General features: G+C 67.0%; 14 protein-coding genes. 3 read left to right on the top strand and 11 right to left on the bottom strand.

The features are described 5' to 3' along the window. The first annotated feature begins 41 nt into the window (after positions 1-41). Together fmt and truA are read left to right on the top strand one after the other, a co-directional pair. On the top strand, positions 42-944 hold the full coding sequence (gene fmt / locus ACH0AE_RS10995) for a methionyl-tRNA formyltransferase (RefSeq protein ID WP_294444422.1): 903 nt from the start codon (positions 42-44) through the stop codon (positions 942-944). After that, positions 941-1,681, top strand: coding sequence for a tRNA pseudouridine(38-40) synthase TruA (gene truA, locus ACH0AE_RS10990; protein WP_294444421.1), 741 nt, complete (start codon positions 941-943; stop codon positions 1,679-1,681). The genes fmt and truA overlap by 4 nt, the downstream gene beginning before the upstream one ends. A gap of 15 nt (positions 1,682-1,696) precedes the next feature. Here the strand turns inward: truA and ACH0AE_RS10985 are convergent, their stop codons facing one another. From ACH0AE_RS10985 to dapA, 11 genes are all read right to left on the bottom strand, one after another. Next, the gene (locus ACH0AE_RS10985; RefSeq protein ID WP_294444420.1) at positions 1,697-2,875 is read right to left on the bottom strand and encodes a class I SAM-dependent RNA methyltransferase; all 1,179 of its coding nucleotides are present in this window, start codon (positions 2,873-2,875) and stop codon (positions 1,697-1,699) included. 5 nt (positions 2,876-2,880) lie between these two features. Beyond that, positions 2,881-4,245, bottom strand: coding sequence for an NAD(P)H-hydrate dehydratase (locus ACH0AE_RS10980; protein WP_294444419.1), 1,365 nt, complete (start codon positions 4,243-4,245; stop codon positions 2,881-2,883). Continuing rightward, positions 4,242-4,637, bottom strand: coding sequence for a hypothetical protein (locus tag ACH0AE_RS10975; protein WP_294444418.1), 396 nt, complete (start codon positions 4,635-4,637; stop codon positions 4,242-4,244). The genes ACH0AE_RS10980 and ACH0AE_RS10975 overlap by 4 nt, the downstream gene beginning before the upstream one ends. Then, positions 4,618-6,339, bottom strand: a complete 1,722-nt coding sequence (gene ilvD, locus ACH0AE_RS10970) for a dihydroxy-acid dehydratase (protein WP_294444417.1) — start codon at positions 6,337-6,339, stop codon at positions 4,618-4,620. Before ilvD ends, ACH0AE_RS10975 begins: the two co-directional genes overlap by 20 nt. Before the next feature lie 124 nt (positions 6,340-6,463). Continuing rightward, positions 6,464-6,808, bottom strand: a complete 345-nt coding sequence (locus ACH0AE_RS10965; protein ID WP_294444416.1) for a response regulator — start codon at positions 6,806-6,808, stop codon at positions 6,464-6,466. 64 nt (positions 6,809-6,872) lie between these two features. Beyond that, the gene (locus ACH0AE_RS10960; RefSeq protein WP_294444415.1) at positions 6,873-9,266 is read right to left on the bottom strand and encodes a PAS domain-containing sensor histidine kinase; all 2,394 of its coding nucleotides are present in this window, start codon (positions 9,264-9,266) and stop codon (positions 6,873-6,875) included. Between the two features lie 58 nt (positions 9,267-9,324). Beyond that, complete coding sequence (locus ACH0AE_RS10955) at positions 9,325-11,418, bottom strand: M13 family metallopeptidase (protein ID WP_294444414.1); 2,094 nt, start codon at positions 11,416-11,418, stop codon at positions 9,325-9,327. Positions 11,419-11,461: 43 nt separating this feature from the next. Beyond that, complete coding sequence (locus ACH0AE_RS10950; protein ID WP_294444413.1) at positions 11,462-12,046, bottom strand: DUF2062 domain-containing protein; 585 nt, start codon at positions 12,044-12,046, stop codon at positions 11,462-11,464. Further along, positions 12,046-12,528, bottom strand: a complete 483-nt coding sequence (gene smpB, locus ACH0AE_RS10945) for an SsrA-binding protein SmpB (protein WP_294444412.1) — start codon at positions 12,526-12,528, stop codon at positions 12,046-12,048. The genes ACH0AE_RS10950 and smpB overlap by 1 nt, the downstream gene beginning before the upstream one ends. A gap of 48 nt (positions 12,529-12,576) precedes the next feature. Beyond that, a complete protein-coding gene (locus ACH0AE_RS10940) occupies positions 12,577-12,897 on the bottom strand; it encodes a hypothetical protein (RefSeq protein ID WP_294444411.1) in 321 nt (106 codons plus the stop codon). 69 nt (positions 12,898-12,966) lie between these two features. After that, entirely contained in the window at positions 12,967-13,842 is an 876-nt protein-coding gene (dapA, locus tag ACH0AE_RS10935) for a 4-hydroxy-tetrahydrodipicolinate synthase (RefSeq protein ID WP_294444410.1), read from the bottom strand. 112 nt (positions 13,843-13,954) lie between these two features. Here dapA and ACH0AE_RS10930 point away from each other — a divergent pair, with 112 nt between their 5' ends. Continuing rightward, positions 13,955-15,934: a lytic transglycosylase domain-containing protein gene (locus tag ACH0AE_RS10930; protein WP_294444409.1), complete on the top strand. Its 1,980-nt coding sequence runs from the start codon at positions 13,955-13,957 to the stop codon at positions 15,932-15,934. Positions 15,935-15,956 lie beyond the last annotated feature (22 nt).

Below are 15,956 nucleotides of genomic sequence, written 5' to 3'. Positions count from 1 at the left end.
GGGGTTGCGCCTGGCTTCGCCAGCGCGTTGAAGCGCCCGCCATGCGGATCGTCTTCATGGGAACGCCCGAGTTCGCGGTGCCGGCGCTCGACGCGCTCGTTGCTGCGGGTCATCACATCGTCGCGGCCTACAGCCAGCCACCCCGCCCCGGCGGCCGACGCGGCCGCGCCCTCGTCCCCTCGCCGGTGCACCAGCGCGCCGAAGCGCTCGGCATCGAGGTACGCACCCCCGTCTCATTAAAAGCCGCGCCGGAGCAGGAGGCTTTCGCCGCGCTGGGCGCCGACGTCGCCGTAGTGGCCGCTTACGGGCTTATCCTTCCGCGCCCGATCCTCGAGGCGCCGCGTCACGGCTGTCTCAACATCCACGGCTCGCTCTTGCCGCGCTGGCGCGGAGCCGCACCGATCCAGCGTGCGATCCTCGCCGGTGACGCGGAGACCGGCGTCGGGATCATGCAGATGGAGGCCGGTCTCGATACCGGGCCCGTCCGCCTGGAGGGCCGCACGCCGATCGAAGGCAAGACCGCGGGCGAGCTTACCACCGAATTGGCCGGCATGGGCGCGAAGCTGATGGTGGAGGTTCTCGCTGACATTGATGCCCATCCGCCGGTCCCGCAGCCGGCACACGGCGTCACCTATGCCGCAAAGATCGCCAAGGAGGAGTTTCGGCTCGACTTCACCCGGGACGCTGAGGCGGTCGAACGCCAGATACGCGCCTTCAATCCGCCGGGCGCATGGTTCGAAGTCGGCAGCGAGCGCATCCGCGTGCTTTCAGCAGATGTCGTCGATGGGGCCGGGGAAAGTGGCGAGGTGCTGGACAATCAGCTGACGATTGCCTGCGCAGCGGGTGCGATACTGCCAACGTCCGCCCAGCGGGCCGGTCGCGGCGTGATGAGCGTCCACGAACTGCTGCGCGGCTTCGCCATCCCGGCCGGCACACGCCTGTGACCCGGTTCGCGCTCACCGTGGAGTTCGACGGCCGCCCCTTCATGGGCTGGCAGCGGCAGGATCACGGGCCGAGCGTCCAACAGGCGATCGAGGACGCAGCCTTTGCTGTGACGGGGGAGCGCACCACCGTTCACGCCGCCGGCCGCACCGATGCGGGGGTCCACGGGGTGGCCATGCGCGCGCATCTCGATCTGTTGAAGGATCTCACCCCCTTCCGGCTGGGCGAGGCACTCAACGCCCGCCTGCGGCCGGCGCCGATCGCTATCCTCGGCTGCGAGATCGTTCCGGATGGTTGGCACGCGCGCTTCTCGTGCCTTGGCCGGTCCTATGAATATCGCATCGTCAACCGACGCGCGCCGCTAACGTGGGAAAAGGGCCTCGCATGGCAAGTGCCGCAGCCGCTCGACGAAGCGGCGATGCACCGGGCGGCTCAGCTGCTCGTCGGCCGGCATGATTTCACGACCTTCCGCTCGGCCCACTGCCAGGCACAAAGCCCGGTTAAGTCGATCGATCGGCTCGACGTGACGCGCAATGGAGACCGCCTGATCGTCACCGCTGCGGCGCGTTCCTTCCTTCACCATCAGGTGCGGTCGATGGTCGGTTGCCTCGCACTCGTCGGCATGGGCCGCTGGTCGGTCGCCAACATGGGCGACGCGCTGGAAGCTGCGGATCGCACGCGGCTCGGCCTCAACGCCCCGCCCGACGGTCTTTACTTCATGAACGCGCGCTACCCCTAAGGGGCGCGACGCCGCTCAGCGTGTCAACTGAGCTGCCAGTTCGACGTGCGTCGACCAGCGGAACTGCCCCACCGGCTGGATCCAGTCGAGCCGCCAGCCGCCTTCCACCATCGTCTTCACATCGCGTGCGAAACTGCTGGGATTACACGATACATAGGCGAGGCGCGGCACGCGTGCACCGGCCAGCGCGTGCGCCTGCTCGCGCGCGCCGGCGCGCGGCGGATCGATCACGATGGCGCCAAACCGGTCAAGCTCGGCCGGGGTCAGCGGGCGGCGGAACAGATCGCGATGCTCGGTGAACACCGGCAGCTGCGCGCGCGACGCCGCTGCCTTGAGTGACCCGATCGCCTCACGTCCGCCCTCCGCGGCATAGACCCGCCCCGGCAGCGCTAGTGCGAAGGTGCCAAGCCCGGCGAAGAGATCCGCGGTCACAGCGGCATCACCCACCGCCTCGCGCACGGCGGAGACCAGCGCGGCCTCGCCCTCTGCCGTCGCCTGCAGGAACGCTGCAGGCGGCAGCGGCACCGGCACGCCGCCAAGCGTGATCGTCACGGCGTCCGGCTCCCACCGCACCTCCGGGCCATAGCCTTCGTCGAATGCGATCCGCGCCAGGCCATGTGCCTCGGCAAAGCCGCTGATCGCCTCGGCCGCTTTCAACCCCTCCGGCATGATCCCGTTGATGAGGAGGTCAACGCCCTGATCGGCCAGCGTCAGGTGGACGTCCAGCCGCCGCTTGGGCCGCAGCACATGGATCAGCCGGCGAAGCGGTGCCACCAGCGCGAACAGCTCGGGACGAAGCACGTGGCATTCGGCAAGATCGACGATGGCGTGGCTCTTCTCCACCGCGAAACCGATCCGCCCCGCCGCCTCGGCATGGAGTGTCGCCCGGCGGCGCGTCCGCGGCGGTGACAAGGCCGGCGCGCGAACGTCGGTCGGGAGCCCCTGCGCTGACAATGCCCCCGCGATCCGGTCGACGATGAAGTCGCTCCACGATGCATCGTCCAGCTGCTGCAGCTGGCACCCGCCGCATTCCGGGAAGTGGCGGCACGGCGGCACTTGATAATGCGGTCCGCGCACGATCGTGCCATCCGCTGCGACGCGGTCGCCCGGCGCAGTTAGCGCCACATGCCGCCCGTCATCCGTCACGCCATCGCCGCGCCCGGCGATCCGCACGATCGTCGCTTCTTCACTCACCAATACTATCCAATCGCACTCGGTAGATGCGCCGCCAGATCGTCGGCGACAAAGGCGGGCCCGGCGAGTCGCGCCGCTTGCGCGTGCAGCCATACCCCGTCCGCCGCCGCCTGCAACGGATCGGCCCCGCCGGCAAGCCGCGCCGCGATCACGCCGGCGAGAACGTCGCCAGTCCCGGCGGTCGAAAGCCACGTCGGGGCACCCGAATGGACGACGGCGCGGCCATCCGGCGATGCGATGACGGTGTCCACCCCCTTGTAGACCACGATCGCGCGAGCCCCACGCGCCGCAGAAAGCGCCCGCTCGATCTTGCTGCCTCCTTGCTCGCCGAACATCCCCGCGAACTCGCCGCCATGCGGGGTCAGGATCGTCTGGGGCGGCAGCGCATGACTTCCAATGAGAGCTAAAGCATCGCCATCGATCACCAATGGCCGGCCACATCGCAGCGCCGCGTCCAGCTTCGTCACCGCATCATCGCCGCGCCCAAGGCCGGGCCCGACGACAACCGCGCCGCTGCGCCGGTCCGCAAGCAGCGCGGCGTCGAACCGGCGGCGAACGATCGCATGTGGCAGCCGATCCGTCGCGCTGCCGAGCAACAGTACATAGCCTGCCCCGGCCTTCGCCGCGGCGGTTGCGCACAAGGCCGCGGCCCCCGGCATGGCGCCGGCGATCACCGTCATCATCCCGCGCGAATATTTATGCGCGTTGACGCTCGGCGCTTCGCGTCGGGGCTCCGCGGCCACCTGCACCTTGCTGTCCGCAGGGATGCCGATGTCGAGAACGCGCACTGCCCCGCAGCGGCTGGCGGCCGGTTCCAGCACATGCGCCGGCTTCGCCGCGCCCAGCGTCAGGGTCAGGTCAAACCGCGGTACCTTGCCTAGGCAAGCACCGTCGTCGCTCGCTGCGCCGCTCGGCACGTCAACCGCGATCGACAGGCGCGCAGCGGCAACCAACGCGCAAAGAAGCGTTGCCAGCACATCGTCCAGCGCCCGTGTCAGGCCGACGCCGAACAGGGCGTCAACCACCACGGGCGCAGGCGCGGCATCACCGATCATTTCCACCGGCCCGCCCCATTGCTGGCGGGCAGCCTGCGCAGCAGGCGTTTTCGGCTCGCCGCTCGCCGCGACCCGGACCGGCAGCCCTGCCCGACGCAGCGTCGTCGCGACGACATAACCGTCACCGCCATTGTTGCCTGGCCCGCACAGCACCAGAACCTCCGCGCCAGCGGCCAGCCGGCGCACCTGCTCCGCCACCGCTTCACCGGCGCGCTGCATCAGGCTTTCGACGGTAGCGCCGGCATCGATCGCCCGCTGTTCGGCCGCACGCATTTCGGCCGCGGTCAGGATCGGCTGGCCGGCAAGCGAGTTCATCGAGCAGCGGCCTTCATCGTTGCCGGCAAACGATAATGATCGTCGCCCAGCGCCACTTCGATCTCGTCGGCGCCGGCCAAGGTGACCACCGCCGGCTCCGCGCCGTCGGCCGCGACGACGCCGCGCCCGTCGCTCGCGACCAGCAACCGGCGGAAGCCGCCATCGGGGTGCCGCATCGTCAGCACCAGCCCACCGTCGCTTTCCGCCCGCTCGATCTCGCACACGCGGGCGAATGCCTTGGCGCCGCCGGGCGCGCATTGCACCCGGCCGTCTTCCGCGGCGGCCACCGCCTGCTCAGCCTCCGCCTTCGCCAGCACCTTGGTATCGGCCTTTGGCTCGCCGCAGGCGGCAAGCGCAAGGATCAGAAATGCGCTAGATATCCGCGTAAACATGGCGTTCGGCAGCAGCTCCCGGATGGGTGACCGCTCCCTTGTACGCCGGGCCGACATTCTGCGCATAGCGCCACAACGCGCCTGACCCGTAATCGGACACACGCGGCTGCCACGCCGCCTTGCGCGCCGCCAGCACGGCCTCGTCGACGAGAAGGTCGATCGTTCCCGTCTCGGCGTCGATACGGATGATGTCGCCATCCTCGACCAGCGCGATCGGGCCGCCCTCGGCTGCCTCCGGGCCGACGTGCCCAATGCAGAAGCCGCGCGTCGCACCTGAGAAACGACCGTCGGTGATCAGCGCCACCTTCTCACCCATGCCTAGGCCGTAAAGCGCAGCAGTGGTCGACAGCATCTCGCGCATTCCCGGCCCGCCCTTGGGTCCTTCGTAGCGGATGATGACCACCTCGCCTTCCTTGATCTGGCGATGCTCCACCGCCTGGAAGGCATCCTCCTCGCAGTCGAAGCAGCGCGCTGGCCCTTCGAACTGCAGGCGGTGCATGCCGGCGACCTTCACGATCGCGCCATCGGGCGCCAGGCTACCGCGAAGTCCCACGACGCCGCCGGTCGGCGTGATCGGCGCCCTCGCATCGTAGATCACCTTCTGGTCGGGGTTCCAGGTGACCTCGTCGATATTCTCGCCCAGCGTTTTGCCGGTCACGGTCATGCAATCGCCGTGCAGCAGACCCTCCGCCAGCAGCGACTTCATCAGCATGTACGCGCCGCCTGCCTCGTACATGTCCTTCGCTACATACTGCCCGCCCGGCTTCAGATCGGCGCAATACGGCGTCGACTTGAAGATCTCTGCGACGTCGAACAGGTCAAACTCAATCCCTGCCTCATGCGCCATGGCGGGCAGATGGAGCGCCCCGTTTGTGGAGCCGCCGGTCGCCGCCACGATGCGTGCCGCGTTCTCGAACGCTTCGCGGGTGCAGATATCGCGCGGGCGAATGTTGCGCGCCAACAGCTCCATCACCTGCGCGCCGGCCGCAACCGCGATCTGCTCGCGCGTAGTGTAAGGAGCAGGCACCATGTTGCTGTTCGGCAGCGACAGGCCGATCGCTTCCGCGACGCAGGCCATGGTGTTCGCGGTATACTGACCGCCGCATGCGCCGTGGCCGGGGCACGCTACCTTTTCCAGCGCATGAACGTCTTCGATCGGGCACGTGCCCGCGGCATACTTGCCGACCACCTCGAACACATCGACGACGGTCACGTCGCGATCCTGATAGCGGCCCGGGAGGATCGACCCGCCATAAACGAAGATCGACGGGATATTCAGCCGCAGCATCGCCATCATCATGCCCGGCAGAGACTTGTCGCACCCCGCGAAGCCGACGAGCGCGTCATAGCAATGGCCGCGCACGGACAGCTCGACCGAGTCGGCGATCACTTCGCGGCTGACAAGGCTCGCCTTCATGCCTTGATGGCCCATGGCGATCCCGTCGGTGACGGTGATGGTGTTGAACCGCCGCGGCATGCCGCCGCCCTGCTCCACGCCGCGCCGCGCCGCGTCAGCCTGCGCATCGAGCGTCGTGTTGCAGGGCGCGCTGTCATTGCCGGCGGAGGCGAGCGCGACGAACGGCCGCGCGATCTCCTCTTCGCTCAGCCCCATCGCATAATAATAGCTGCGGTGCGGCGCGCGTTCGGGGCCGACCGACACATGGCGGCTCGGCAGCCGGTTCTTGTCGAAGCTGTGGGTCATGGCTGCGGTCGCTATGCCGCTCGGCCGTGGCGCGCAACCCGCCTTGCGCAACAACCCGATGATTTGATCAGGCTGCGCGCAACTTTCCGACCGCAAAGACGCGGGCGGTTAGCCTTTCACCACCTCAGAGCTGAGCGAGCGCCTGTTCGACACCGTCCATGGTGAACGGCTTCTGCAGCACGGGCCGGCCGCGGAATTCCTCGATCAGCATGTCGTCCGCCCCGCCAGTCGCAAAGACGAAGGGGATACCCTTCTCTGCGAGGGCCGCTGCGATCGGCCAGCTTTTCTCGCCGCCGCGCAGGTTCACATCGAGGATCGCGCAGTCGAAGCCTCCTGCCTCGACGAGCGCCAGCGCCGTCTCGACGGAATCGGCAGTGCCGGCACATTGCCGCTCGAGCAGATCGAGGAAGTCCTCGAGCATCATGGCGATAAGCGGCTCGTCTTCGACGAGCAGGACGCGAGTGGTCATGCGGGCTCATTAGGTGGCGCGGAACGAAACCGCAACGGCTGTGTCATTCGAGCAATATTACGTATCAGCCCTGTTGCGCCAGAGCATCACGTGCCGCCTCCGCGAGTTGCTGGACCGAAAACGGCTTCGGGATGAAGGCGACGTTCTCCAGCGATATGGAGCGGCGCAACTGTTCCTCGGCATAGCCAGACATGAACAGGATCGGCATATCCGGATACCGTGCGCGTACATGTCGCGCCATTGTCGGACCATCCATCACCGGCATTACCACGTCGGAAACCACCAGGTCTGGCCGCGGATTGCTCTCGATGATCTCCAGCGCGGCCTCGCCGTTCTCGGCGGTAAGGACGGTGTACCCCTGCCGCGTCAGCGCCCGCTCCGCCACCGCGCGTACCATGTCCTCGTCCTCCACCAGGAGGACGGTGCCGGTTCCCCATAGCTCGGCCGGGCGTGGCTTGGCAGCGGCCTTGCGCGGCGTCACCGGCTCGCCAGTGGCATGGACGGGCAGATAGATGGTGAAGGTCGCGCCCTGTCCCGGGGGCGAATCGGCGAAGATGTAACCGCCCGATTGCTTCACGATGCCGTAGACGGTGGAAAGGCCGAGGCCCGTGCCCTTGCCCACTTCCTTGGTGGTGAAGAACGGCTCGAAGATCTTGGGCAGGACGTCCGCGGGGATACCGGATCCGGTGTCCGAAATCTCCAGCGCCGTGTAGTCGCCGACAGGCATGATGTCTGGCCCGCGGCGCCGGATCTCGCCGACGGTCGCGGTACGCGTCTGGATCGTAAGCTTTCCACCGCCGTGCGGATACTTCGCGATCATCGCATCACGCGCGTTCACCGCCAGATTGACGACCACCTGTTCGAGTTGGCCTGGATCAGCGCGTACCGGGCCCAGATCGCGCCCATGGCGCACCTCGAGCGATACCGTCTCCCCCAGCAGGCGCTTCAACAGGTTAGACACTTCAGAAACGACGTCCGGCAACTGCAGGACCTGCGGGCGCAACGTCTGCTGGCGCGAGAAGGCGAGCAACTGGCGGGTCAGCGCGGCCGCACGGTTCGAGTTGTTCCGTACCTGCTGGATGTCGTCGTAATCGCTGTCTCCCGGCGAGTGGCGCATCAGCATCAAGTCGCAGTGGCCGATGATCGCGGTCAGGATGTTGTTGAAGTCATGGGCGACGCCGCCGGCCAGCTGGCCGACGGCCTGCATCTTCGTTGCCTGCGCCACCTCGCGCTTGAGCCGCGATTCCTCGCTATTGTCCTTAAGGCTCAGCACCACCGCCGCGTCACCCAGCCCCCGGGCACCCGCGATCGAGAGGATGACAGGTTCCTCCGGATGGTCGCGCAGCCGCACCGCCATATCAGCGGCATGAGCAGCTCCGCCCGCCGCGAAGCGCCGCATCGCGTCCGCAACGGCGGCCTTGTCCTCGCGCACAACCAGATCGCCGGGGTAGATCGGCGGTGCCGACGGATCGAGAGAGGCCGCGCGCATGAAAGCGTCGTTCATCTCGATGAAGCGGCCGTCGCGATCGACCAGAGCTATTCCCACCGGCATGAGCTGGACGAGCGTGCGGATATGCCCTGCCGCCCCTGTCCCGGTGGTCAGCGCATTATCCTCCTCGTCGAGCAGCGCGACGAGGATCGGCGCGTCTTCTTCCTTCGTGAAGGGCACCTGCAGCAGCCGGAGCGGATTGCCCTGAGTCCCCTCATTCGCGAAGCGGATCCGGCCGTGACCGTCGGTGATTAGAAAACGCGCGAAATCGGCACCTTCCACTGCCGCTTCGCTATGCCCCATCGCGCGGGCACGCAGCACCGGATCGGCCGACATGACGCGGCCATCCGGCGTCAACAGCGCCGCCATGATCCCCGCTTCGGCAAGTCGCCGTCCGAGGCCTCCGGAAAGAGCAGCAACCAGCGCCGCGCTGCCGTCCCGGCCCGCCAATGGTTCAGCGCGCCAAACCAGCAGATCCTGTTGCTGCCCGCTGCGCAGCACGTCGATCTTGATCGTCTTGCCGGCGACTTCGGCCCGATCAATCCTCGCTCTGCCATCTCGCCAAGCGGCGCGACCCGCGGCCGCCAGTGCGGCGATCCCGGCTTCCCCGATCGGCAAGTCCGGCGGCGCCGGGAGATCGGCAAACAGCGCTTCATACTCATCGTTGGCATAGACGAGCTGCCCGGCGCGATCGGTTATCGCTATTGCGTCCCCGCTTCTCGCAGCCAGGGTGCGAACGAGATTCCAGTCGATCCCTGCGTCAGGCGCGGCGGGTGCCGGCGCAAGTGCGCGCCAGGCGATCACGCCGCCGCCGACGACGATCGCCGCGGCCAAAAAGCCGGCGGCGACCACGAGGTTGCCAATCACCCATAGAACCAGCAACGCGGCCGCGAGACCGGCGCCAACCGCAACCGCCATTGCGCCGTCCGGCGTCAGACGCCCGATGCTCAGACGAGAAAGCGCTGCCATCAGTGGGCCATTGATGGGTGCCGCGCTGCCGTCAAGCGCCTGCGCGGCACCCGCACGATCACCAGATGCGAACCCGCTGATCGTCCGTCAGGAACAGCTTCTGGCCGGGCTTCGCCCCGAACGCTGCATACCAGGGGTCAAGGTTGCGAACGACGTTTGCACGCTGCGGGCCCGGCGAATGCGGATCGGAGAGCAGCAACTGGCGCAGCATCGGCTCGCGGTACTTCGTCCGCCACACCTGCGCCCAGCCAAGATAGAAGCGCTGATCCCCCGTCGTGCCGTCAATCACCGGCGCTTTCTTCCCGCCGAGCGAACGATGATAGGCGTCAAGCGCCACGGTGAGGCCGGCTAGATCGGCAATGTTCTCACCAAGCGTCAGCGCGCCCTGCACATGCTGCCCAGGCAGCGGCTCATAGGCGTCATATTGCGCCACAAGGCGATCGGTGAATGCCTTAAAGCGCTCCACGTCCTGCGGCGTCCACCAGTCCGTCAGCTTGCCCGACGCGTCGTACTTGCGGCCCTGATCATCAAAATGGTGGCTGATCTCGTGGCCGATGACGGCGCCGATGCCGCCATAGTTCACGGCCGGATCAGCCTTCGGGTCGAAGAACGGCGGCTGCAGGATCGCCGCCGGGAAAACGATCTCGTTCATCGTCGGATTGGCGTACGCGTTGATCGTCATCGGCGTCATGAACCATTCGCCGCGATCGATCGGCGCGCCGATCTTGTTCAGGTTGCGCTGGAACTCGAACTCATTGGCCCGCGCCACGTTGCCGACCAGATCGCCACGCTGCACGGTCAGCGCGGAGTAGTCGCGCCACTTGTCGGGATAACCGATCTTCGGCGTGAACGACGCGAGCTTCGCCAGCGCCTTCTGCTTCGTCTCGGGCGCCATCCACTCCAGCTTCTGTAGCCGATCACCCATCGCGGTGATGACGTTCTTCACCAGTTCGTCGGCGGCCGCCTTCGATTCCGGCGGGAAGTACTTGGCGACATAAGCCTGGCCCACATCCTCGCCGAGCGCGTTGCTGACGAGGTCGACGCCGCGCTTCCAGCGCGCCTGCTGCTCGGGCTGACCGGACAGGACCGTGCCGTAGAACGCAAAGCGGGCATCGTCGAAATCCTTCGACAGATACCGGGCGTAGCTCGAGAGCATGCGCAACGTCAGGTAATCGCGCAGCACCGGCAGCGGGGTGCCCGCCCACACCTTCGCCTCGCCAGCCAGCGCGGACGGCTGCGCGAACAGCACTGTGCCGGCCGGCTTCACGCCAAGCGCACCGAGATATTCGTTCCACTCGAACCCTGCGCCCTGCTTGCGCAGTTCGTCGAAGGTCAGGCTGTTATAGGTCTTGTCTGCGTCCCGGCTTTCCACGCGCGTCCAGTGGACGGTCGCAAGTTCCTTCTCGAAGTTGAAGACCGCCGCCGCGCGGGTGGCTGCATCCTTTTCGCCCGCCAGCGTCAGCATCTGCGCCAGATATGCCTGGTAGGCGGTCCGGTTCGCGGCGAGTTTGGGATCGTCCTTCAGGTAATAGTCGCGGTCCGGCAGGCCCAGGCCGCCTTGCGCCATCTGCAGAACGTATTGCTCCGGGTTCTTGTCGTCCTGGCTTACGTACATACCGAACAGCGTGCCGACGCCGCGGCGCTGCAGCTTGCCGGCCTCGCTTGCCAATGCTGCCTTGGTTGGCGCAGCCTTGATCGCGTCGATCCACGGCTTCACTGGCGTCACGCCCTTGGCGTTCACCGCCGCCTCGTCGAGGAAGCTGGCGTAGAAGTCGCCGGCCTTGCTGCCCGGGGTCTTCGCCTGCTCCTCCAGGATCGTACGCGTCTGTTCGCGCGACAGGTCCTGCAGCACGTGGAACATGCCGTAGTTGGCACGGTCAGCCGGGATCTCGGTCGTGCGATCCCAGGTGCCACTCGCGAAATTGTAGAAGTCGTCGCCCGGCGCCACGCTCGTGTCACGGCCCGCCATGTCGAAGCCGAAGGTGCCGATCTGCGGGCCGTTCGCCGATGCCGGCTTCACCGGCCCGGTGGCGGACTTCGCGACGGTTGCGGTCTGCTTCGCCTGCTGCGCCGGGGTCACTGCTTCGGTCTGGGCGATCGCGGTGGCGGCGGTGGTGGAAAGAATGGCAACGAGTAACAACGATGAACGCATGGATAAGCGACCTTTGGTAAACATGGTCGCGTGTTCTATCCTCTTAATACGCCTCGTCAATCTCGTTACGACCGTGACGATTTCGCCACTTGCGCGCGATCCACAGCCGCCATCCCAACGCCGAGAGGCCATAGCCGGAAATCGACAGAACCGCCGTCACGATCAGCAGCCCCAATGCCGTCGCTGGCGCCGCATCGGACATCAGCCACTGCATCCAGCTTGAGTTTGCCGCGTCGTGCGCGGCATTGCGGACCGGATCGCCGGGCAAAGCCTCATCCAGGTGAAGCGTCCACTTGCCGATATAATAGGCCGCCACCCACAAGGGCGGCGTCGTGAAGGGGTTGGTCACGAAGGTGGTCAGCGCAGCTGCCGGAATATTGGCGCGTGACGGCAGCGCAAGCAGCGCCGAAAAGCCGATCTGCGCCACCGGGAAGAGGATACCCGTGACCATGCCAAGCGCGACGCCACGCGGCACGGAACGGCGCGTCGGGCGCCACAGTTCCGGTGCGAGCACGCGATGCGCCACCGGGCGCAGCAACCGGCTCTGCTCCATCGATTCGCGTGTCGGCAGGTTGCGCCGGCACCAGTCGACGAAGCGCCGCCGGATCGATGCCTGGCGCGTGGCCATCAGGCCCGATCACGCATCAGGCGGCCAGCCTCGCGCTTCCACTCGCGCTCCTTGATCGCGTCGCGCTTGTCGTGTGCCTTCCGGCCCTTGGCCAATGCCAGTTCCACCTTCGCGCGGCCCTGGCTGTTGAAATAGATCATCAGCGGGACGAGCGTCATGCCCTCGCGCGCGACCGCGCCGTGCAGCTTGTTGACCTCGCGCTCATGCAACAGCAACTTCCGCGGGCGCTTGGGCTCATGGTTGTAACGGTTGCCGTGGCTAAATTCGGGAATGTTCGAATTCACCAGCCACACGCCTCCGTCGGAAATCTCGGCGTAGCTTTCCGCAATCGAGCCCTCGCCGAAGCGTAGGCTCTTCACCTCGGTACCGGTCAGGACGATTCCCGCCTCATAGGTGGTGTCGATGGCGTAATCGAAGCGAGCGCGCCGGTTCTCGGCGACGATCTTCTTCTTGTCGAAGGTGGCGGGCTTTGGGCGTGACATGGACGGCGCGATGTAGGGCGTCGCGCGTCCGCTGGAAAGCCGGCCCGTTCAGCGTTTCTCGCCGCCCAGCGGAACGCGGAGGCGAATCATCGCTCGGTTGATCGGCGCGCCTTGCGCATCGGCTCCCCGCTCCGCCTCCGCCACGATGGCCCCGAAGCCGGGAATGCTCGCCTCCGCCTTCGGAGGCGCACGCTCCGCGCTGTAGCGTTCCGGCACGGGCTTCAGCCGGAAAGAATCGTTCGGCCGGGCGCATACGACGATGTCCTCACCCGGCTGCGGCACCGGGCACGGCCGATCGGAGGGCCGGCGCGGGGGTGCTGGCGCTGGCGGCCCGGCAACCTGTAACGCGAGCAGAAACCAAGCCGCCATCGCACCTCCGGCGTTATGATCTCCCGAAGGTGCGCAGCGATTGCGGCAGGATTATGAGTGGCTTGCGCCTCAGGCGAGGCCGGCCCGCACCAGCCCTTCATCCACCGCCGCACGGCTCGTGGCACTAGGCCAGGTCATGGGTAGACGGAGCCCCCCTGGGAAGCCAGGCCGCACCTTCGTCATCGCGTACTTGACCGGCCCGGGTGAGGCGTCGGTGAACAATGACGTGTGCAGTGCGAAAAGCCGATCGTGAAGTGCCAGCGCCTCGGGCCCGGCTCCGGCCGCCTGGAACTCCGCGCACAGTTTCGGCGCAACATTTGCAGTCACCGAGATGCACCCCGCGCCGCCCATCGCGTTATAGGCGAGCGACAAATCGTCATTGCCCGACAGCTGGCAGAATCCGCTGCCGAGCGCGGCGCGATGCTGCGACACACGCTGCAGAACGCCGGACGCATCCTTTACCGCTACAAACACCTTCGGGAACGCTTCGACGATGCGGATCAGCGTTTCGGGCTGGATGTCGGTCACGGTACGCGCCGGCACGTTGTACAGCACGATCGGCAGCGCCGCCGTCGGTGCCAGCGCGGCAAAATGCTGGAAGATTCCCTCCTGTGAAGGCCGGTTGTAGTAGGGCGGCACCATCAGCGCCGCATCCGCACCCGCTTCCTTCGCCGCCGCGATGTTGGCCGCCGCGACGCGCGTGTCGTTCGATCCCGCACCCGCAATCACCGGCACCCGCCCGCGTGCCTGATCAACGCACACTTTCACGATCGCGAACTGCTCATCCTTGGTCAGCGTCGCTGCCTCGCCGGTCGTTCCGCACGGCACCAACGCCGACGAACCTTCCGCGATCTGCCACTCGATCAGGTCGCGATAGGCGGCCTCAACGAACCGGCCGTCAGCGTCAAAAGGCGTGACGAGCGCCGGAATCGAACCGGAAAACATGCAATTGCTCCTGAAATCGGATGAGATGCGTTGATCTGTTCAGGACAGATACGGGTAGCTTCGCTAGTCTGTCCACATGGTGACAGGATTGAAAGCAGGCGCGCTCATTGGAATGGCATTGGGTCTTGGCGGGGCCCTCGTCGTATCGCAGGATCAGGATGAGGCCGCACGCACCCGCGCCGCGAACCTCATCGGGCAGCAATCGCGCCCCGCGACGACGCAAGTCTACAGCAACGATGGCGCGATCGCCGCTGCCCTGGCGCAGTGGCGCGCGCTGCAGCAGACGGACGCTCTGCCGTTCGACAGCTACGCTGGTTTCCTCCTCGCCCACCCCGGCTGGCCCGGCGAAACGGCCAACCGGCGCGCGGCGGAGCGACAGGCGAGCACCGCCTCTCCAACCAGCGTCGTCGCCTTCTTCCGCCGCTTTCCACCGCAAAGCGCAGCGGGCGCAGTCGCCTACGCCCGCGCGCTGCAGGCGACCGGAGCTACCGGTGAAGCGAACGAGGCTGCGCGTAACGCCTGGCGCCGCGGCACGCTGACGCCATCGGACGAGGCGGTACTGGTCACCTCGTTCCCCGGCGCGATCCGGCCGGACGATCATGATGCGCGGATGAATGCTCTGCTGTGGCAGGGATCGACGACCGCAGCGGCGCGACAGCTTGGCTACACTTCGCCGGCGCGGCGCGGATTGTTCGAGGCACGGCTCGCCTTCCGCACCGGCGCGCAGAATGCTTCCGAGCTCGCTGCCGCAAACGATGCGATCGGCGCGCGCGACGCCGGCTATATCGCTGACAAGGCGACGTGGCTGCGCAACAGCGGTGCCTCGCCCAGTGCGCGCTCCTGGCTTGCGCGGACCCGCCCCGCGGGCATGACGCTGCCTGGCAACGTCGAGAAATTCTACGAGGTGCTGCTCACCAACGCGCGCGCGGCGGCCGCGGATGGTCAGTATCAGACCGCCTATGATATCGCGCGCCAGATCGACGACGCCTATCCGGCCGGCACCGACGTCTCGAAAAAGCCCTATGGCGAACGGGACGATTACACGAGCCTCGCCTGGCTCGCCGGCCAAACCGCGCTGCGGCAGCTCAACCGGCCGGCCGACGCGATGACGATGTTCGATCGCTACGGCCGCGGCAGCCAGTCGCCGCAGACGCGCGCCAAGGGCTTTTACTGGGCCGCGCGCGCCGCGGAAGCAGCCGGTCGCCGTGCCGAAGCGACCACCTTCTTCAACACCGCCGCGGGATATCGCGATCAATATTACGGTCAGCTCGCGCTCGAGCATCTTCGCCGTCCGCTCACCGCGCCGCCCGCGGTCGCGCAGCGCACCGTCGATCCGGCGGCGCGCCAGGCGTTCTACGCGCGAGAGATCGTTCGCGCGGCTCAGTTCCTCGGCTCGATCGGCCAGTATCAGGATCAGACCGCCTTCGTGAAGGTGATTGCGTCCTCGCTCGACAGCGATGATGATCATTTTCTGGCGGACGAACTGTCGCGCAGCATCAGTCGCCCGGACCTTGGCGTGCTCGTCGGCCGCGTGGCAATGCAGAACGGGCTGACGGATTATAGCGCGATTGCTTTTCCCACCGTCTCCGTCCCCGCTGGCTACGAAAGCCAGTGGACGATGATCCACGCCATCGCGCGGCAGGAAAGCCAGTTCGACCGTGCCGCAATCTCCTCGGCCGGCGCGCGCGGGCTGATGCAACTGATGCCGGGCACCGCCCGCGAACAGGCAGGCAAGATGGGCCTTCCCTACGACGCCGGCCGCCTGCTCACCGACACCAGCTACAATGCGCAGCTCGGCTCCAGCTATTTCCAGCGCGTCTTCGGCAGCTTCGGCAGCTATCCGTTGGCGATCGCCGCCTACAATGCCGGGCCGGGCAACGTGAACAAGTGGCTGCGGGCCAATGGCGACCCGCGCACCGGCGGAATCGATATGGTCGACTGGATCGAGGCGATCCCATTCTCCGAAACGCGCAACTATGTGCAGCGCGTGCTGGAAAATGCCGTCGTGTACGACCTGATGAACCCGGCGCGGGCCAAGAGCCGCGGCCCGGCCAATCTCAGCTGGTATCTCGGCCGCAACCGCGCCGGCTGACGCATCGCGACCTTCCCGTCCG

It is taken from the genome of Sphingomonas sp. 179-A 2A2 NHS, assembly GCF_045371305.1.
Classification (GTDB): domain Bacteria; phylum Pseudomonadota; class Alphaproteobacteria; order Sphingomonadales; family Sphingomonadaceae; genus Sphingomonas.
Note: the sequence above shows the minus strand (reverse complement) of the source record. Positions and strands in the feature narration are given on the sequence as shown.